Below are 20,214 nucleotides of genomic sequence, written 5' to 3' on the forward strand. Positions count from 1 at the left end.
AGTATCGAATCCGGAAATGTAATTTGTAAAATTTGATCGAAAAAACACAAAAAATCTTGTAAAATTCACAAGAAAAATAGGGAGTACTCTTGCAATCTTTAACCAAAACCCCGAAAATAGAGAAATAGATATAGAAGATTTCTCTTTGGGAGGATTGGAAAGAACATGTGGGGTGCTCCTTTTTCGGCTCAAGCCAAAAAAATGCTGCTGCTAGGCAGCGGAGAATTGGGTAAAGAGGTCGTGATTGAGGCCGCACGTCTGGGCGTGGAAACGATCGCTGTTGATCGTTATGAGAACGCACCAGCCATGCAGGTCGCGCATCGATCTTACTGCATCGACATGTTAGATGGCGATGCATTGAAACAATTGATCCGTCAGGAACAACCGCATTACATCGTACCTGAGATTGAAGCCATTGCAACTGAGGCACTGCTTGAACTTGAGGAAGAAGGCTTTTGTGTCGTACCAACGGCCCGAGCTGCTCGTTTGACTATGGATCGCGAAGGCATCCGTCGTCTGGCAGCCGAACAATTGAATCTTCCTACAGCAGCTTATCTCTTTGCAGATCGTTTAGAACAGTTGCAAGAAGCTGTTCGTGAGCTAGGTACACCTTGTGTTATCAAACCACTGATGAGTTCGTCAGGTAAAGGTCAGAGTGTATGCCGTGTACCAGAGGACGCAGCGAATTGTTGGGACATTGCACTCTCGGGAGCGAGAGGAAAATCCGTACGCGTTATCGTGGAAAGCTTTGTGAAGTTTGAGAGTGAGATTACGTTACTTACCGTCAGATCTGCATCAGGGACCGTGTTTTGTCCGCCGATTGGCCATATCCAGCAAGATGGGGATTATGTCGAATCATGGCAGCCTCATGCGATGACTTCTGAGCAATGGGAACAGGCTTGTCACATCGCAAAGACGGTTACGGATGAGCTGGGAGGGTACGGGCTTTTTGGCGTTGAACTCTTCCTTACTGGTGATGGAGTGGTGTTCAGTGAAATATCACCGCGTCCACACGACACAGGTATGGTCACAATGGTTACACAGGATAGTTCAGAGTTCGCACTTCATGTGCGTGCCATTCTTGGTTTTCCCGTCACAGAAGTACATTTGCTTACACCGGGAGCTTCAGCAACGCTGAAGGCCGATGTTGAAACATCTGATTTCACCATAGGTGGAATTGAAGATGCACTGGCTTTACCTCGTACTCAGGTTCGTGTGTTTGGCAAACCTGAAACGAAACAAGGACGAAGGATGGCTGTAGCCCTTAGTGCTGGAACAGATGTGGAAGAAGCCCGTAAAACAGCGGTTCAAGCCGCAAATATGCTGAAAGTGGAGGTAAATCATGTCCAATAATGTGGAGGCCCCTGTACTGATGATCCGAGAGTGTGAACTGCGAGATGCTGAAGCGGTAACGGGATTGATGCGAGAGGTCAGCTACCCAACAACAACCAATGTTATGAAAGAACGCATTGAAGGTTTGGAGAGCAATCCTAACGCGTGCATGCTTGTCGCCGAAGTGGATGAACAGATTATTGGTGTGATTGGCTTGCAATGTGTTCAAAGTCATGCCTATCCGGAGCCAGCTGCCCAAATTACATCTTTAATTGTGGGTCAGGAGCATCGTGGCAGTGGAATTGGTCGTCGTCTTATGGCTCGTGCTGAAGCTTGGAGCAAAAAGCAGGGTGGTAAGCAATTGTTTGTCACAGGTGCGAATCGTGAAGTGACTTCAACGACGTATTCCTTCTATGAGCATATTGGTTTTCAGAAAAGAGGCTATCGCTTTAGTAAGGTTCTTTTATAATAGATGAAACGGGCATTCAGCAAGCGTGAACTTGACTGAGTGCCTTTTTTTTATAGGTTATATCACGTTAATATCTTAAACGTACATATGAAAGGCGTTGAGTTAACAAAGTACATTGTACGCCTGCGGTACAGCTTGTATGTATAAACTGTCTAATCTGTTTTGAAACAAGTAATAATGACAAAATAGTCATTTTTCCATTATTTATGGGTTCACAATCTCCTTATGAATTGATATACTGCTAGAGTAGTGATTACAAAGTTGTAATAATTAATTTTGAGGAGATGAATGAATTTGAAGAAGAACTGGATGAAAACCGTTGTGACAGGCAGTCTGACAGCTGCACTCGCCGTAGGGATTATGCTTCCCGCCTCCGCGTCTGCTGCAGATTCAACATATAAAGCAACTACGGTTACAACCTACAAAGTTGTGAATGCAGATAGCTTGAATGCTTATATCCAGCAATGGCTAAAGCAAAATGGGTACAAGGCTACTGAGGGGCAAGTCGTTGAGCAACCAGCAGCACAGCCTGTAACGAAGCCTGAACAACCAAGTACACCTGCCAAGCCAGTACAAGAAGAGAAACCGGCAACGACAACACCAGCCAAAGATCCTTCAAGCACAGGTAATAACGGTACTCAAAGCACACAATCTGATTTTGCTTCACAAGTGGTGAAACTGGTGAATGCAGAACGTTCCAAAGCAGGTCTGGGTTCCCTGGCATCCGATGCACTTCTGGACAAAGTCGCTATGGCAAAAGTTAAAGATATGAGCAACAATAACTATTTTGATCACCAGTCCCCAACGTACGGTTCTCCGTTTGATATGATGAAACAATTCGGAGTAACTTACAGCTACGCTGGCGAAAATATTGCCAAAGGTCAAAAAACACCACAGGAAGTTGTCACTGCCTGGATGAACAGTGCGGGTCATCGTGCAAACATCCTGAGCAAAAACTTCACGCATATCGGTGTAGGGTTCTATAATGGCTATTGGGCTCAAGAGTTTATCGGTAAATAAGAACTGGAAATGAATAACCTATAAATTAAGTTATAATAAAAAAGTCATATTCACACATGGCCGCAATGCTATGTGTGATATGGCTTTTTCCCATTTTTTGAGGTGTGTAAACATCTGATTTTCGAATACAGCTGCAAAATTTGCAAATTAACGACAGAAGACTTATGTTATTTAGAATAAGCAATATCTTGATGCAAAAGCCATTATCAATTATACGCACCTGACTGGAGATGTGATGGATGAAAAAGAACAAAAATCTTGATTCAGCACCTTGGATCTGGAGAAGTGTAAGCACCATATCCATAATAGCCACATTATTGCTAATATTCGGATTTGGCTACGCGATAAAAGATGTTATTTTTCCTCAAGGGGATTCGACGTTAAATGATGGACAAAAAACTTCTGCGCCTACACAAGATGCTGGAAATAAAGCCATTGTAGAAGACGGCAAAATTCGAATGGCTGTCATCGGTGATTCCCTTGCCAGAGGTACGGGAGATGATGAAGGACTGGGTTTTGTAAGACGGGCAGGTAATCTGCTCAAAGAAAAGGGTTACGATGTGCAGGTGCTTAACAATCTGGGAGTCAATGGTCTCCGAACAGATGCTTTGTTAAAAAAGCTGGATGAACAAGGTGTCAAGTACGTCTTGCAGCAATCCAACTTTATTTTGCTCTCTATCGGTGCGAATGACCTGTTCCAGGGTGGGCAGGTACTTCAGGGTGAAGACCCGCCAACTGCTGAGAAACTGGCTGCTGCATTGCCTGAGACTTCGAAAAGGTTGCAAGAAATTTTGAAGAAAGTGAAAGAAATCAATCCGAATGCCCAGATTGCTTACATTGGATTGTATAATCCGTTTGGCAATGTGAAAGAGCTGGAGAAGCCAGGAAATGCGGTTGTTGCGGCTTGGAACGATGCGGCTATGTCGATTTTGAACAATGAAGATAAAATGACTCTTGTGCCCACCTTTGACCTGTTTGAAAATCATCTGGATGAGTATCTTTCATCGGACCATTTCCACCCCAATGGACTAGGGTATCAGCAGATGGCTGTTCGAATTGCACAGGAATATCAAGGAACTAAACCGGCAGAGGGGAGCGCAAAATAAATGGCAGAAAAAGAAAAGCAGTATGATTCCGTCTTGTCCGTACAGAATTTAAAGAAAAAAATCGGACGAAAATGGATTATTAAAGATGTCACGTTTGACGTCAAACCTGGTGAGATTTTCGGTTTTTTGGGCCCCAATGGAGCGGGGAAAACAACAACAATTCGTATGCTGGTTGATCTGATTAAACCTACAGAAGGAAAAATCAGCGTCTGTGGTTACGACGTGAACCGGGACCCTGAACGGGCACTGAAATATGTCGGTTCGATTGTTGAAAATCCCGAGGTATATACATATTTGACCGGGTGGGAGAACTTGGAGCATTTTGCACGAATGCAGCCAGGTGTTGATTATGACCGTATTCAGGAAGTGGTCAACATTGTACGTTTGGATCAACGGATTCATGATAAAGTCAGAACATATTCACTTGGGATGCGTCAGCGGCTTGGGATTGCGCAAGCATTGCTCGGAAGGCCACGTCTGCTCATTCTGGATGAACCGACGAACGGACTTGATCCCAAAGGTATTAAGGAATTGCGGGAGTTTATCAAACAACTCGCCAGTGAGGGGATGGCTGTATTTGTTAGCAGTCACTTGTTGAGTGAAATTCAGCTTCTCTGTAACAGAGTTGCAATTATCAGCTCGGGCCGCGTGCTTGCAGTTGGTGGTGTAAATGAACTGATTGAAGACCATTCCGAAGTGGCAATATGGCACCTTACACCGTTTGAGGCAGGCCGACAGTTTTTACTCGATCAGGGTATTAAGCTGGTCAGCCGTCCTGCTGAAGTGATGGATGACACGATTGTTGCAGGGCTTGGTGCCAATGCTGTAGTTGCCGAGATGCATGAAGACCGGATTCCGAATCTGGTCCAGCAGATGGTTCAGGCAGGCATTCAGGTTGAAGGTGTGCAGCGGATTCAGCCTACACTTGAACAACTATTCTTAAAAATGACAGAAGGTGAATCTATTGAATAATATTATGCCGCTGATTCGTAACGAGACGATCAAGATGGTCAAGAAGAAACGTCTTTATATTATTTTCATCGTTCTGGCCATCCTTGTACCCATGTTCACGTATGCACAGATGAAATCGGCTCAAAATAACAAAGACAAGTTTGGTGGTGACTGGAGGCTTGAAATACAGCAAGCGATCACTGATAATCAGAACTCCCTGGGCAGTGACCGGGTGCCTGAAGAGTACAAAAAGTACAGAACCGTTTATATTCAGCAGATGCAATACTATCTGGAAAATAATATTAATCCCCAGGAGCCAGGTGGAGTGACGTTTACGAGGGAGTTTATGAACAATGCCGTTGGATTGTTCATTCCTCTTTTAATTATGGCGATTGCTTCAGACCTGGTATCTGGTGAACGGACGACAGGTACGATCAAGATGTTACTGACTCGCCCTGTTAGACGGTGGAAAGTACTTCTTAGCAAACTGATTACATTGATTATGTTTGTCTCGATCATTGTCGTTTCTGCATACGTGATCTGTTATGTTATATCTGGAGCCGTCTTTGGCTACAAAGGGTTCGGTATGCCTGTATTCACTGGATTCAAAGTGGTCGGCACCGAGGTGGATATGTCTGCTGTTCATGCGGTAAGCCAGTGGCAGTATATGTTGATGCAGGCAGGTTTAATCTGGTTTGTGAGTATTATCGTGGCGATTCTGGCGTTTATGGTATCGGTACTTGTACGCAGTACAGCGGCAAGTATTGTTATTATGATGGCTGCGCTCATCGCAGGAACGATTTTAACCAATATGGCAGCTTCGTGGCAGACGGCGAAATATTTGTTCATGGTCAACTTGGAATTACCTAAATATTTATCTGGCGGACTACCGCCAATCGAGGGTATGAATCTCGGATTTTCCCTTATTGTACTTAGCGTTTGGGGGGTGGCATCTCTTATTGTCTCATTCCTTGTCTTTACGAAACGGGATATCTTGAATTAAAATGGACAAGGATAAGAAAACATCTGTTTGCATTTCAGGCAATTTTGTAGTTGCAAGTTAAGAAGGGGGAGCATGAATGGTCGAGCAAATCGATATGTCGGCAGGTTCGACAGGCGGAGGACAGGGCGCCTCGGGCTACGACGCGGACGACATTCAAGTACTTGAAGGACTGGTAGCAGTTCGGAAACGGCCGGGGATGTACATCGGCAGCACCAGTTCTTCAGGTCTACATCATTTGGTATGGGAGATCGTAGACAACGCTGTCGATGAGCACCTTGCCAAATTCTGCTCCAAAATCGATATCACGCTGCATAAGGACGGTTCTATTACGGTTCAAGATAACGGAAGGGGAATTCCGACAGGTATACATAAAACAGGGATTCCCACTCCCCAGGTCGTGTTTACGATTTTGCACGCAGGCGGTAAGTTCGGTGGATCAGGATATAAAAAGTCAGGTGGTCTGCATGGCGTAGGGGCTTCGGTCACCAACGCTTTGTCGGAGTGGCTTGAGGTCGAAATCTTCCGTGATGGCAAGATCCATCGTCAACGTTTTGAATATTGGCAGGATAAAAAAGGCATAGAACATGTAGGGGAACCTGTAAGTGGGCTTGAAGTATTGGGTAACACCAATCGCACAGGTACCAAAGTTACGTTTAAACCGGATATTCGCGTTTTTCAGAATGGAATTCAGTTGAATTACGATACGCTGGCAGAGCGTCTTCAGGAGATTGCGTTCCTGAACTCAGGTTTGAAAATTGTGCTGAAGGATGAACGCTCAGGCAATCAGGATGAGTATATGTATGAAGGCGGCGCAAGTCAGTTTGTTGAGTATTTGAACGAAAACAAGGATGTGCTGCATGATGTCATTCACTTCTATGCGGAGAAAGATGACATTGAAGTAGAGATTGCGATTCAATACAACGCAGGCTACACCGAGACGATTGCATCGTTTGTTAACTCCATTCCTACTCGCGGCGGTGGTACGCATGAGACCGGATTCAGGGCAGCCTATACACGTGTGATGAATGACTACGCTCGTCGTACCAGCATGATTAAGGAAAAAGATAAAAATCTGGAAGGCAATGATCTGCGTGAAGGCATGATGGCTGTCATCAGCGTCAAAATGTCGGAAGTGGAATTTGTCGGTCAGACGAAGGATCAACTTGGAAGTGCATCTGCCCGAAGCGCAGTGGACTCGGTTGTATCGGATAACATTCAACGTTTCCTGGAAGAGAATCCTCAGGTTGCACAGACCTTGATTCGCAAGGCTGTTCAGGCTTCCAAGGCGAGAGAAGCTGCGCGGAAAGCACGTGACGAGATGCGTACAGGGAAGAAACGTAGTGAAAGTTCTAACCTGAATGGCAAGTTGACGCCGGCGCAGTCGAAGGATTTTACTCGTAATGAGTTGTTCATTGTGGAAGGTGATTCCGCTGGCGGATCAGCCAAACAAGGGCGGGATTCCAAAATACAAGCTATTCTTCCGTTAAAGGGAAAACCGCTTAACCCGGAAAAATCCAAACTGGCGGATATTCTGAAAAATGAAGAGTATCGTGCAATTACGGCAGCGATCGGAGCAGGAATCGGAACAGAATTTGCAGTAGAGGACAGCAATTATTCCAAAATCATCATCATGACGGATGCCGATACGGACGGTGCGCATATTCAAGTGCTCTTGCTTACGTTCTTTTACCGTTACATGAAACCTCTAATTGACGCGGGTAAAGTATATATTGCGCAGCCGCCATTATATAAACTCACACGTAAATCCGGCAAAATGGCAACCGTAAGATATGCTTGGACGGATGAAGAGCTCGCAAATTATATGAAAGAATTCGGCAATAACGTCGAATTGCAGCGTTATAAAGGACTTGGTGAGATGAATCCGGACCAATTGTGGGAAACAACGATGAATCCTGAGACACGTGCCATGTTAAAAGTGGAGATTGTCGATGCAGCCAAAGCGGAGCGTCGTGTATCTACATTGATGGGTGACAAGGTGGATCCTCGCAAACGCTGGATTGTAGAGAATGTCGACTTTACAGAGTACGAAGAATAGAAGGTGCTTGGAATGAGTCTATCAGAACAATTTATGCCGGCCTTTCTTGAAGAGGTCGTGGGTGACCGTTTCGGTCGCTATTCTAAATATATCATTCAGGATCGGGCGATTCCCGATGTACGAGATGGATTAAAGCCAGTACAACGGCGTATTCTATACGCGATGTATGACTCGGGTAATACACCCGAGAAGACATACCGGAAGTCTGCCAAAACGGTCGGAGACGTAATGGGTAATTATCACCCGCATGGCGACTCCTCGATCTATGAAGGTATGGTACGGATGGCTCAGCCATGGAAAATGGGACATATGCTTGTGGACGGACATGGAAACTGGGGTTCACAGGACGATGATCCGGCTGCAGCGATGCGGTATACAGAGGCTCGTTTATCATCCATTGCGATGGAAATGCTTCGTGATATTGAGAAACGTACTGTGCTGTTTAAAGATAACTTTGACAATACAGCCAAGGAACCGGTTGTATTGCCTTCCCGTTATCCCAATCTGCTTGTGAATGGCGTGAGCGGAATATCTTCCGGTTTTGCAACCGAAATTCCACCACATAATTTGCGTGAAGCGATTGATGCCTGCATTGCTTTGATGGAGAAACCATCCATTGAACTGGACGAGATCATGATGTTTATGAAAGGCCCCGATTTTCCGACAGGTGGATTAATCATGGGCGGCGACGGTATTCTGGATGCATATCGGACAGGTAAAGGACGAATCTACATACGCTCCAAAACCGAAATCGAAAATATGCGTGGTGGCAAACAGCAGATCGTCATTACAGAGATTCCTTATCAAGTGGTCAAATCCCGTCTCGTTACAGCGATGGAAAACATCCGTCTGGAGAAAAAAGTTGAAGGTATCGCAGAAGTTCGCGATGAAAGTGGACGTGAAGGACTACGGATTGTTGTGGAGCTGAAAAAAGAAGCGGATGCACAAGGTATTTTGGCTTATTTGCTAAAAAAAACCGACCTTCAAGTCACATATAACTTTAATATGGTTGCGATTGTGAACAAAGCGCCGCAGCAGCTGGGCCTAAAAGCCATTCTGGAAGCTTATATCGCTCACCAACGCGAAGTTGTAACGTTCCGGACCAAGTACGAGCTGGAGAAAGCGGAGGACCGTGCTCACGTTCTGGAGGGGCTTGTGAAAGCCCTGAACATTCTCGATGAAGTGATCGCAGCGATTAAAGCTTCGAAGAATCGTCAGGATGCTCAGAATAATCTGACATGGATGTTTGGATTTACGGAGCGCCAAGCCGATTCTATTCTCACGTTGCAATTGTATCGTTTGACCAATCTGGAGATTAACTCTCTGGAAAAAGAATTGAATGAGCTTATGAAGAAAATTTCAAATTTACGCTCTATTCTGGACAGTGATCGCAAGTTGATCGGAGTCATTCGCAAAGAGCTGCTGGAGATTAAAGAGAAGTACGGAATTGAGCGTCGCTCCGCCATTCAGGGTGAAGTAGAGGAACTCAAGGTAAATCTCGAAGTGCTGGTCAATGCTGAAGATGTGTTTGTAACCTTGTCCAAAGAGGGGTATGTCAAACGCTCTAGTATGCAGTCCTTCACACGTTCCGGCGGAGAGAGAAGCGCTAGCGGTGTAAAAGAAGGAGATTATATCTCTCAGGTGTTAGAAGTGAACACACTGGAGAATCTGCTTGTCTTTACACAGAAAGGCCAATACTTCCTTCTGCCTGTACATCAGGTTCCAGAGTTCAAATGGAAAGACCCGGGTACAGCGATTGTTAATGTGATTCCTCTGGCGAAGGATGATCGGATCACTAGTGTGCTGGCGATCAAATCGTTTGAGCAGGCTAATCACAGCCTGGTATTTGTGACTCGCAAGGGACAGGTCAAACGAACCGAACTCAAGGAGTACATTACGAAGCGATCGGGTGCCGTAGCCGCATGTAAGGTGGGCAAGGATGATGAAGTCATGTCCGTACATTTGAGTACAGGCGGTAAAGATATCATGCTGATTACCAAAGAAGCGATGGCTATTCGTTTCCGTGAGGATGAAGTGAATCCGATGGGACGTGTATCTGGTGGTGTCCGTGGTATCCAGTTAAAAGATACGGATGAAGTTGTCTCTGCTTTATGGGTAGAGGGAGATGAGGGCGAGGTCGCTGTATTGTCTGACCTGGGTTACGGTAAACGTTCCTTGCTTCTGGATTATGCATTGCAGAGCCGTGGAGGCAAAGGACTGGTGACCTTTGAATTTAAGGAAGGTAAACGTGTCAAGCCGAACGGAAGCCGTATCGCCGGTGCTTTCTATTGCAGAGAGCAACGTCAGTTGACGGTAATGACCAAAGAAGGACATGTGCATTCGATTTCATCCGAAAGTGTACCTATTACAGAGCGTAAGCATATCGGTAAATTGATTGTTTCGGTGGATAAACAGGACGAAATTACTGAGTTGATTCAGGATTTTAATGAGGGTCAATCGGGATCGAACTCCTAAAAAAGGAATAAAAGACTCTTCACAGGCAGTGCTGATTCTGTCGGGTGAAGAGTCTTTTTTTGTTGTTCCTGGGCGGATGTGAAGCGCGCCATCAAGCGAAGTTTAACAACCTTCGTCGATTACAGTCGATCGCTGGGAAAATGAAAAAATGTAGCAGGAATGCAGCTTTGAAGCGCGAAAACTTAAGCAAATGAAATGATTATCTGTTGCCGGGAGGAGTGATATTACATGTATAATTCCGATTTCGCCAAGTGTTGGTTCAGATTAACGAAGGATTATAAATTGCATATGGATCAGGAATTGGCCCCATCATTAACAGAGGCTCAACTTGCCGTGTTGGAGGTGCTTGGGGATCACGAGAAGATGAAACCGTCCGATCTGATTCCATTTCTAGCGACAACGCCTGCTGCTGTAACGATGCTACTGGATCGTATGGAGAAAAATGGTCTCATATGCAGAGAACGCGATAACCAGGATCGGCGAATTGTATGGGTTTCGCTGTCAGACAAGGGAAGAATGGAAACAAAGCGTGGCGTTACCATACGCAACGAGTTTATGAATTCCGTTCTGAGCAACATTTCGATGCACAATCAACAACTGCTCATCTATCTACTTGGGAAAATGACGGCGCCCAAAACGAAGTTGCAAGAGCCTGTTTTAACCAGTTCGGGTTAAGATCATGAATAACTCTAATTACAGTGATAAATGAATACCAGCTTCACTGAACAAACTCCTGGCTTTTTAGGCCGGGAGTTTGTTTGTATGGAGTCATACTTTTCATAAAAAAATCAGCAAACAAAGTTAAATGTTCATGGTGTATTTCCTTTTTCACAAACATAGAATTGACAACTGAATCGTAATATCGTAATATTGCAATATAACGTTTTAGGAGGGGTCATTTTGGATTTGCCAGCTTTTGATCGGAAGGATTTAAAACAGTTTGACGAACCAGCAGAATTTCTCAAGGCACTTTCTCACCCCGTGCGTTTATGTATCGTTCGTGGATTGATGCGTAAAAAGAAATGTAATGTTTCATATATGCAGGAATGTTTGGATCTTCCGCAATCAACGGTGTCGCAGCATCTGCAGAAGCTTCGTAGTGCAGGTATTGTAGCGACGGAGCGGAATGGGCTTGAAGTTAATTACGTGCTCGCCGATCCGCGTGTAGAACAGTTGGTCATGATTTTATTTGGAAAGGATGAATGCGAAGATGAGTAAAACTAAAAAAGTATTGATTGTGGGAGGTGTTGCAGGAGGAGCTTCTGCTGCTGCACGCCTTCGGCGTCTGGACGAACATGCCGAGATTATTATGTTTGAAAAAGGGCCATATATCTCATTTGCCAACTGCGGTTTGCCTTATTACATTGGAGGAACGATTGAAGAACGTGCACGACTACTTGTACAGACACCGAAAGGAATGGAGGATCGATTCAATATCGATGTTCGAACACTGAGTGAGGTCATCGCTGTAGATTCAAACAAACGCACCGTGCAAGTTCGAAGTGCTGAACGTGGCTTGTACGAAGAAAGTTATGATGAACTAATTTTGTCGCCCGGTGCTCGTCCAATGGTGCCGGAACTGCCAGGTAAAGAGAATCCACTGATCTATACGGTGCGAAACATTCCGGATATCGATCGAATCAAAGAACAAATAAATTCTGATAACAACCATAGTTACATTGTTATAGGTGGCGGATTTATTGGTGTGGAGATGGCTGAGAATTTGAGGGAAGCAGGCCTTGATGTAACTTTGATTGAAGGTAATGATCAGGTGTTAACTCCTTTTGATCCTGAACTGGCAGCTGCAATGGCTCAAGAGATGGAGCAGAATGGTGTAAAACTTTTATTTTCGCAGCGAGTTCAAGGTTTCCGTACGTTGGAACAAGGAATTGGTGTAGAACTGTCGGACGGCCTTGTGTTATCAGCTGATCTGGTCATTCTGGCTATTGGTGTTACACCAGACACCTCATTTTTGCAGGACAGCGGAGTAGCTCTCGGTTCGCGTGGACACATTCTTGTCAATGAAAAGATGGAGAGTAGTGTTCCACATATCTATGCGGTAGGCGATGCCATTGAAGTGAAGGATTACATTCATGGGACGCAGACAGCCATCCCGCTTGCAGGGCCTGCGAACAAACAGGGAAGAATCGTTGCGGATCAGATCGCAGGTCTTTCAACCACGTACAAAGGCACTCAAGGAACGTCGATCATCAAAGTGTTTGGGTTAACGGGAGCATCTACGGGCAGCAATGAAAAAACGCTCAAACGAATGCAGAAGGACTATCGTACGGTTACGGTACACCCGGCATCACATGCTTCCTATTACCCAGGTTCCAGTGCAGTTACGTTGAAACTGCTCTTCACTCCTGAAGGGAAAATTTTAGGTGCACAAGCAGTTGGTTACGAAGGTGTGGACAAACGAATCGATGATATTGCGGTGGCGATTCGTTATGGAGGTAATGTAAAAGATCTGACGGAACTTGAACTGAGCTACGCACCACCTTATTCATCGGCAAAAGACCCGGTTAATATGATCGGTTATGCTGCCGAAAACATCATCGACGGTCGTGTGCACACTTACACGTATGACCAGCTGGCGGAGCGTGATCCTCAACAATCCATATTGCTGGATGTCCGGAGTGATCTGGAACACCGAAACGGAAACATTCCAGGTTCGATGTCTATTCCGGTAGATGAACTTCGTCAGCGTCTTAGTGAGCTGGATGTTGCTAAAGTGATCTGGGTTTATTGTCAGGTAGGACTCCGTGGTTATACCGCTAGTCAAATTCTGCGTCAGCATGGATATGAGGTGAAAAACTTGAGTGGAGGTTATAAAACGTATCGTCAGGCACAATTCAAACCCGCAACCTTATCAACTAAGGAAAAGAAAGAAATGCATACAGAATCCTCTAACGAGCTTCGGATTGATAATGAACTGAACGTATGTGGTTTGAGTTGCCCCGGCCCTTTGATTGAGGTTAAACAAAAGATGGATCAGTTGATGGATGGACAGACATTGCGGGTGAAAGCTTCCGATCCGGGATTCTATGAGGATGTGAAGGCTTGGGCAACCCTGTCCGGGTCTGACGTTCTCAAGCTGGAGCGTGACAAGGGCGGTGTAATTGAGGCGGTTTTGTCTAAGAATACTTCAACAGTTATAAACCCTTCACACCAACATGAAAAAGCCAGTACAATGGTTGTATTCAGTGGTGAACTGGATAAGGCGATTGCCTCATTTATTATTGCCAACGGAGCAGCAGCCAGCGGGCGTAAAGTAACGATGTTTTTTACCTTCTGGGGTTTAAATATCATTCGCAAGCAAGAGATGCAGCAGGCACCTGTCAAAACAGGCATGGCACGTATGTTTGATCTGATGCTGCCAAGCAACAGCCTGAAACTCGGACTCTCCAAAATGAATATGTTCGGTGCCGGATCAAAGATGATTCGAGGTCTGATGAAAAAAAATAATGTCGCTTCGCTGGAACAACTCATGCAATCGGCTATCGCACAAGGCGTTGAGATCGTAGCTTGTCAGATGTCGATGGATCTGATGGGCATACAACGTGAGGAATTGATGGATCAGGCAGTCATTGGCGGCGTTGGTTATTATCTCGGACAGGCGGATCAAGCGAATCATAATTTGTTTATATAAATTTTCTGGTTCAAGCACAAATTTTTGTTCAAAAGCCTCTCGTTGAGCACTTCAATAAAAATATAATTTCAACTAAACCTCTATTTCACTTCAAGTGGAATGGAGGTTTTTTTCTAACCCAAGAACTAGAGCAAAGTCAAAGATCAAGACTATTGTTGCATAATCTCAATTTTCAGGGAAAAGCTACAATCGATTTGATTAGCTGCTACGAAGTGTGCTTATATATTGTATATATCAAAAATAATATGTCCTAATATTATTTTTTTAATATCATATGTAAAGAGTTGACTATGTAAATATTTTTGTTATAATAAGTAATTGTTCCCCTGATATTTCGTGTACGAAATATTATATTCCATAAGTAAAAGGGTGAAACAATGACGGATACGTACGAAGTATTTTACATTATCAACTCATTTCGACAAGTGAATCAGATGCTTTTCCGGGCATTCTGGAATGAAAACAAGGAGATCGAGCTGACTTCGATCCAATTTATGGTGTTATCCATTCTCAAAGAGCGACCTTCTCTTGGGATTAATGATGTTGCTGATCTGTGCCATATGGGCAGTAGCTCGATGAGCGCTGTTGTAGAACGCCTTGTTAAAGGCGAATACATCGTGCGAACACGTTCTGATGCAGACCGCCGCTCTGTCATGCTGCAGATTACAGCCAAAGGAGAGAAGGCTCAGCATGAGACACAACATTTGTGGATGGAACGTGTATCACCTATTTTGGAGATTCCGAAGGAAGATCTTGAGCACCTGCTTCGCACTCATAGTCTGATGATTGAAAAGTTACAAGGAAGAGAGATGAACAACTTATGAGCACATCAACTGCTACAGCTCCGTCCTCCGCGATGGACAACATCAAGAAAGGCCCCATTGTAGCGGCCTTGTTGATTGGTGCCTTTGTGGCATTTTTGAACCAGACCCTGATGAACGTGGCTCTTCCCAAAATTATGGAGGATCTCGGCATCGGGCCGAACAAAGCCCAGTGGCTTACTACAGGTTACATGCTTGTCAATGGGGTATTAATCCCGGTTACGGCATACTTGATTGCCAAATTCTCAACACGGCAAATTTTTATAACAGCCATGACATTATTTACAATCGGTACGCTAGTCTGTGGACTTAGTCCGAACTTCTCGATTCTTATGGTTGGTCGTGTTATTCAAGCTGCAGGTGCGGGTATTCTGATGCCGCTGATGACCGTTGTTTTTCTGACTATTTTCCCGATTGAGAAGCGTGGACAGGCGATGGGTACGATGGGGATTGCGATGATCCTCGCACCAGCGATTGGGCCTACATTGTCGGGTTATATCGTTGAGCACTATTCCTGGAGATTGTTGTTTTACATCATTTTGCCCTTCTCCGTGATCGCTACAGCGATTGGTATTGCTTTTGTCAAAAACGTAACACGTCAATCCAAGCCGAAACTGGACTCTGTTGGCGTAGTTCTATCCACACTTGGATTTGGTAGTTTGCTGTATGGTTTTAGTGATGCGGGTACAGACGGATGGGGTAGTGCTGTTGTCATCAGCTGCCTTGTCGTTGGTGTCATTTCCCTGCTTCTGTTTGTTATTCGTCAGTTGACGACGGATCATCCGCTTTTGGAGTTCCGTATTTTCAAATACAACATGTACACCTTAACAACGATCATTAACATGCTTGTTACGATGGCGATGTTTGCAGGGATGATTCTGCTTCCAATCTTTTTGCAAAATATTCGTGGTTTCTCGCCGATCGACTCCGGCTTGCTCATGATGCCAGGTGCCATTCTGATGGGGATTATGTCTCCGATTACAGGTCGCATCTTCGATAAAGTGGGGGCTCGTTGGCTCTCGGTTGCAGGTCTGGCGATAACTGCTATCACTACGTGGGGACTTAGCCGTTTGGCGATTGACACCACATATGAATACATGATGTTTATCTACACTGCCCGTATGTTCGGAATGTCGATGCTCATGATGCCAATCCAGACTGCTGGTCTGAATCAACTGCCTCAACGTCTGAATGCACATGGTACAGCGATGTCGAACACATTGCGTACCGTGGCTGGGGCGATTGGTACAGCGATTCTTGTAACGATCATGAGCAGCAAGCTCAAGACGCATCTAGCGGAAACGATGGCTACGGGTACAGTTGACCCGAACAACAAAACAGCGGTACTGGCTGCTACCGCAGATGCAACGATCTATGGTGTTAACTATGCCTTCACAGTGGCAACCTATATGACGATTGCAGCCCTGATTATGGCTTTCTTCATTCGGAAAACGAAACCGGCTTCCGAGCCAGTAAACGCAGAGAAGGAAAAGGCTAAAAATGTAGCAACAGCTTAATTAGATTTAAAATTTTCAACGAATCAATAAGATAAAGAGAACTCTCGGCTATCGGTAGGAGACATCTTCTACGGGTAGCGAGAGTTCTCTTTTTGGTTTGGCAAACGAAATATCGCTAAGCAAAATAATATATAAGTTGTTACTCATCCTCGTCTTTGATTGAAGTCAAATCATGCAGCAAGTCTGGTCCAGGATCATGACCGAAGACCTTGAGATCTATGCTTCCATCGAGCTGAAATTCCACGCCTTCACTGACAAGCTCGGTTTCCTGCATCATGCGTGATTCTTCGTCGGGTATGGAGAGTTGTCCTTTTGCATTGACGACCCGGTGCCAGGGTAGACGTTCCTTACGGCTCATGGAGTGCAGAATACGAACCACTTGTCTTGCCGCTCTCGGGCTTCCTGCATGAGCTGCAATCTGTCCGTAAGTCATCACTCTCCCTTCAGGTATCGAGGAAATCATTGCAACAACCTGTTGTGTGAACGGGGTCATGAATATCGGCTCCTGTCTTTGAAGTCTAAAATAATGAACGCAGATAGAAGAGTTATTATATGATTTTTTTGATTAAAAAAAGTGCCGCCCGGATGTAGCATCCGAACGACAAGTTACAGGTGCAGACAGCTACTGCTTCTAGTTAACCCAATCTGCTTATATGCAGTTTATATCTTCAATGTGAAAGCTTGCTCGTATATATTCAAAGGCCATTCAGCCCAAGGGAATTCTCGTGCAGGCAGGGATTGCAGCACAATTTCCTCTTTGGTGACCGGATGCGGGAACGCTGCGATGACAGACCAGAGCGCAATCTGCTGCCCTGGTTTGTTCATTTTGGCGCCATACTTCTGATCACCGAATAGTGGACAGCCAGCTTCTTTCATTTGCACACGTATCTGATGAGATCGACCCGTATGCAGTTCGATATGAACCAGGCTGTAACGATCAGTTTCCCCGATGACCTCGTAGTCCAGAACAGCATCTTTACCGCCAGGAGTACCTTTGGGCACAGCGGTTACGGTGTTCGTTTTGCTATCTTTCAGCAGGGTGTGCTTCAATGTGCCCTTACGTGCCGGCAATTGACCGTGAACAACGGCAGCATAGATTTTACGGAAGTGACGTCCACGCACCGTTTCGGACAAACGTGAAGCCGCTTTGGAAGTTTTAGCAAAGATCATGGCTCCCCCAACGGGGCGATCCAGACGATGTACCAATCCCAAATACACATTGCCGGGTTTGTTATAACGTTCTTTCAGATCCTGTTTCAGTAAAGAGAGCAGATCGGGATCACCAGATGCGTCTTCCTGAGTAGGAACATTCACTGGTTTCGTGATGCCGAGCAGATGATTATCCTCAAACAAAATTTCGATGTCTCCACCTTTTGGCACATCAATGGACATCATCAGGACTCCCAGCGGCCCAAAATACCGCAAGGCAGATCCAGACCGCTGCGTGTGATCGGCAATCCGATCTCTCCTGCTGTAATCTCTCCACCATACTTGGCAGACATCGTCATCGTCAGCATGTTGCGCAGTACCGTGGAAGAGATGCCAGTCGTATAGGAATTTACGAGCATAAACAACGGGTTGTCCGAAAGAATTGTCATACAGGACTTCAGGAAAGGATAGAGGTTTTCCTCCAGTTTCCATGTCTCGCCGTTCGGGCCACGTCCGTAGGAAGGAGGGTCCATAATAATCGCATCGTATTTGTTGCCGCGGCGTTGCTCGCGTTGTACGAATTTGAACACATCATCGGTGATGAAACGAACCGGACGATCAGCAAGTCCGGATAATTGAATATTTTCTTTGGCCCATTGCACCATACCTTTAGCTGCATCGCAGTGTACAACGGAAGCCCCAGCGTAAGCCGCTGCAACCGTTGCTCCGCCTGTGTATGCAAACAGGTTCAGAACAGAGATGGGTCGACCTGCATTGGAGATTTTATCCATCATCCAGCTCCAGTTGGCGGCTTGTTCAGGGAACAGTCCCGTATGTTTGAAGCTAGTTGGTTTAATATGGAATTTAAGGTTTTCGTATCCGATCGTCCAGCGCTCAGGAATCGGTTTTTTCATATCCCAGTTACCGCCGCCGGAAGAGCTGCGATGATAATGACCGTGAGCTTCACGCCATTCATGGGTTTCTTGTTCAAGCGGCCAGATGATCTGTGGATCAGGTCTACGCAAGATGACATCTCCCCAGCGCTCCAGCTTTTCGCCGCCTCCAGTATCAATCACTTCATAGTCTTTCCAGTTCTTAGCTACGTACATAGTGGTTTATCCATCCTTCAAAATTCATTTGGATACTATTGTACAACAAAAAAGGGGCTGTACGCCAGTTAGCCTCAGGGGATTTGGGCAATGTACGGACGAATTTCCGCACATCATATAATGAAGATCTGATTAAAATTAATTTGACAATGATAATCATTATCACTTATGATTTCGATAGGGTAAGATTTAAACGATCCGGAGAAGCTTCCAGAGAACTCCGATGAACATAACGAAACTAAAGTGAGGGACAATAGATGGCTAAATGGTTAGTGGCTTACGCCAGTATGACAGGGAATACAGAAGAGATTGCGGAGCTCATTGTGGAAGGCATAACACAGGGTGGTCATGAGGTTGACCTGAAGTCTGTTACCGACTTCAATGCCGCAGATATTTTAAATTATGACGGTTTTATGATTGGTGTCTATACGTGGGGAGATGGCGAATTGCCAGATGAATTCCTGGACTTCTATGAAGAACTGGATGAGCTTGATCTGAATGGAAAGAGAGCTGCGGTCTTCGGAAGCGGTGATACATCCTATGAACAATTTTGCGGGGCTGTTGATCTCACAGCGGAGAAGTTACAGGAGCGCGGGGCGAAAGTATCACCAGAGATGTTGAAAATTGAATACAGCCCGCTGGAGCAGGAAAAAGAAACGTGCCGGGATTTCGGCAGACGTTTTGTTACTGCTGATGCGCAGGTATCCTGATCGAAATGCTGCAGCGTGATGCCTGTACTGCAACGGCTCAGGGGGACAATGCGCTTCCCGAACGTTTGCTTGAAGACTATAAGCTGGAAGAGATGCTGCGCAGCCCGCACCGGTTCATCCGCCCTGAACCTTCGGCTGAGCAGCACCAAGTGCTGCAATGGAGACATCGCGTACAATATGCGGTGAGCCACGCTATTAATCACTTTTACAGTGTAGACCCTGAAGTACGTAAAGAAATCCCGATTCAGTATGTACTCGAAAAATGGTGGCCTAGAAAAACCGATGGTTTTGATTCCGTTCTTCACTATTGGGATGTAAAACAGAAAATGATCGATGAAATATCCCTCACCATTTCGGCAAATGATGACTTGAAACGACCAACTATTTTGTTTGAACAATGGAAAACAGAAGTACCTTCTTTACAGATGTCTCTGTCGATCATCTTTCAGGCAGCGTGGCAGCCGGAAGGCTGGGACACACTACTCATTCAGAAATATATGGTGGTGTACGACGCCAACGTTGTGGAAGCCTTTCAGCATATGGTCAGTGTATTTTGCTGGGAAGCATTTGGCAAGTTGCCTGGCATGATTGAAATTTATTGTCTGCTGGAAGGTCGTAAGATCAGGTATATTCCGAGTCGCCGATCATTACAGCGTTCCATGGATTATATCCGTCTGGTACGGGACAGCATGCCGAAAGCTGAGGAGCAAGTGTCGGAGCACTTTACATCAAGGGACAAAATCCGTGTGCATGAAGAAGTGGATCGGTGGAGAGCCGAAGGGACCAAGCCTCAAAAATCGTGGTTAATGTAACATTTCAAGGAAGTGAAAGAGCATCTATTTCG

The 20,214-nt window shown here is 45.3% G+C and carries 18 protein-coding genes; 15 read left to right on the forward strand and 3 right to left on the reverse strand.

The features are described from left to right. Positions 1-165: 165 nt before the first annotated feature. The 13 genes from purT (at position 166) to ACR8BL_RS28415 (ending at position 16,402) form a co-directional block, all read left to right on the forward strand. Complete coding sequence (purT, locus tag ACR8BL_RS28355; protein ID WP_434750618.1) at positions 166-1,353, forward strand: formate-dependent phosphoribosylglycinamide formyltransferase; 1,188 nt, start codon at positions 166-168, stop codon at positions 1,351-1,353. After that, entirely contained in the window at positions 1,343-1,801 is a 459-nt protein-coding gene (locus ACR8BL_RS28360; RefSeq protein ID WP_434756504.1) for a GNAT family N-acetyltransferase, read from the forward strand. The genes purT and ACR8BL_RS28360 overlap by 11 nt, the downstream gene beginning before the upstream one ends. 294 nt (positions 1,802-2,095) lie before the next feature. Beyond that, complete coding sequence (locus tag ACR8BL_RS28365; RefSeq protein WP_434750620.1) at positions 2,096-2,821, forward strand: CAP domain-containing protein; 726 nt, start codon at positions 2,096-2,098, stop codon at positions 2,819-2,821. 239 nt (positions 2,822-3,060) lie between these two features. Beyond that, on the forward strand, positions 3,061-3,927 hold the full coding sequence (locus ACR8BL_RS28370) for a GDSL-type esterase/lipase family protein (RefSeq protein WP_434750621.1): 867 nt from the start codon (positions 3,061-3,063) through the stop codon (positions 3,925-3,927). After that, a complete protein-coding gene (locus ACR8BL_RS28375) occupies positions 3,928-4,899 on the forward strand; it encodes an ABC transporter ATP-binding protein (protein WP_434750622.1) in 972 nt (323 codons plus the stop codon). Then, complete coding sequence (locus ACR8BL_RS28380) at positions 4,892-5,881, forward strand: ABC transporter permease (RefSeq protein ID WP_434750623.1); 990 nt, start codon at positions 4,892-4,894, stop codon at positions 5,879-5,881. Before ACR8BL_RS28375 ends, ACR8BL_RS28380 begins: the two co-directional genes overlap by 8 nt. A gap of 76 nt (positions 5,882-5,957) precedes the next feature. After that, entirely contained in the window at positions 5,958-7,937 is a 1,980-nt protein-coding gene (gene parE, locus ACR8BL_RS28385) for a DNA topoisomerase IV subunit B (protein WP_434750624.1), read from the forward strand. Between the two features lie 12 nt (positions 7,938-7,949). Beyond that, entirely contained in the window at positions 7,950-10,412 is a 2,463-nt protein-coding gene (gene gyrA / locus ACR8BL_RS28390) for a DNA gyrase subunit A (RefSeq protein WP_434750625.1), read from the forward strand. Positions 10,413-10,640: 228 nt separating this feature from the next. Beyond that, positions 10,641-11,087, forward strand: a complete 447-nt coding sequence (locus ACR8BL_RS28395) for a MarR family winged helix-turn-helix transcriptional regulator (protein WP_434750626.1) — start codon at positions 10,641-10,643, stop codon at positions 11,085-11,087. Between the two features lie 225 nt (positions 11,088-11,312). After that, positions 11,313-11,630, forward strand: a complete 318-nt coding sequence (locus ACR8BL_RS28400) for an ArsR/SmtB family transcription factor (RefSeq protein WP_434750627.1) — start codon at positions 11,313-11,315, stop codon at positions 11,628-11,630. After that, positions 11,623-14,064 carry an FAD-dependent oxidoreductase gene (locus ACR8BL_RS28405; RefSeq protein ID WP_434750628.1) on the forward strand — a complete coding sequence of 814 codons (2,442 nt, stop codon included), beginning with the start codon at positions 11,623-11,625 and terminating at the stop codon, positions 14,062-14,064. Before ACR8BL_RS28400 ends, ACR8BL_RS28405 begins: the two co-directional genes overlap by 8 nt. A gap of 377 nt (positions 14,065-14,441) precedes the next feature. Then, the gene (locus tag ACR8BL_RS28410; RefSeq protein WP_434750629.1) at positions 14,442-14,888 is read left to right on the forward strand and encodes a MarR family winged helix-turn-helix transcriptional regulator; all 447 of its coding nucleotides are present in this window, start codon (positions 14,442-14,444) and stop codon (positions 14,886-14,888) included. Beyond that, positions 14,885-16,402 (forward strand): DHA2 family efflux MFS transporter permease subunit, encoded by a 1,518-nt coding sequence (locus ACR8BL_RS28415; RefSeq protein WP_434750630.1) that lies wholly within the window; start codon positions 14,885-14,887, stop codon positions 16,400-16,402. The genes ACR8BL_RS28410 and ACR8BL_RS28415 overlap by 4 nt, the downstream gene beginning before the upstream one ends. Positions 16,403-16,541: 139 nt before the next feature. On the opposite strand, the gene ACR8BL_RS28420 is transcribed toward ACR8BL_RS28415, so the two are convergent. The 3 genes from ACR8BL_RS28420 to ACR8BL_RS28430 all read right to left on the reverse strand — a co-directional run bounded on the left by ACR8BL_RS28420 (position 16,542) and on the right by ACR8BL_RS28430 (position 18,660). Next, positions 16,542-16,895 carry an MGMT family protein gene (locus ACR8BL_RS28420; protein WP_434750631.1) on the reverse strand — a complete coding sequence of 118 codons (354 nt, stop codon included), beginning with the start codon at positions 16,893-16,895 and terminating at the stop codon, positions 16,542-16,544. 167 nt (positions 16,896-17,062) lie between these two features. Then, positions 17,063-17,797: an RluA family pseudouridine synthase gene (locus ACR8BL_RS28425; RefSeq protein WP_434750632.1), complete on the reverse strand. Its 735-nt coding sequence runs from the start codon at positions 17,795-17,797 to the stop codon at positions 17,063-17,065. Beyond that, positions 17,797-18,660 carry a class I SAM-dependent methyltransferase gene (locus ACR8BL_RS28430; RefSeq protein WP_434750633.1) on the reverse strand — a complete coding sequence of 288 codons (864 nt, stop codon included), beginning with the start codon at positions 18,658-18,660 and terminating at the stop codon, positions 17,797-17,799. Before ACR8BL_RS28430 ends, ACR8BL_RS28425 begins: the two co-directional genes overlap by 1 nt. 257 nt (positions 18,661-18,917) lie before the next feature. Between ACR8BL_RS28430 and ACR8BL_RS28435 the strand changes: the two genes are divergently transcribed. Then, a complete protein-coding gene (locus tag ACR8BL_RS28435; protein ID WP_434756505.1) occupies positions 18,918-19,370 on the forward strand; it encodes a flavodoxin in 453 nt (150 codons plus the stop codon). Positions 19,371-19,375: 5 nt separating this feature from the next. Beyond that, positions 19,376-20,182, forward strand: a complete 807-nt coding sequence (locus tag ACR8BL_RS28440; protein WP_434750634.1) for a hypothetical protein — start codon at positions 19,376-19,378, stop codon at positions 20,180-20,182. The last annotated feature ends 32 nt before the right edge of the window (positions 20,183-20,214 follow it).

Source organism: Paenibacillus amylolyticus, assembly GCF_051136285.1.
Taxonomy (GTDB): Bacteria; Bacillota; Bacilli; order Paenibacillales; family Paenibacillaceae; genus Paenibacillus; species Paenibacillus amylolyticus_F.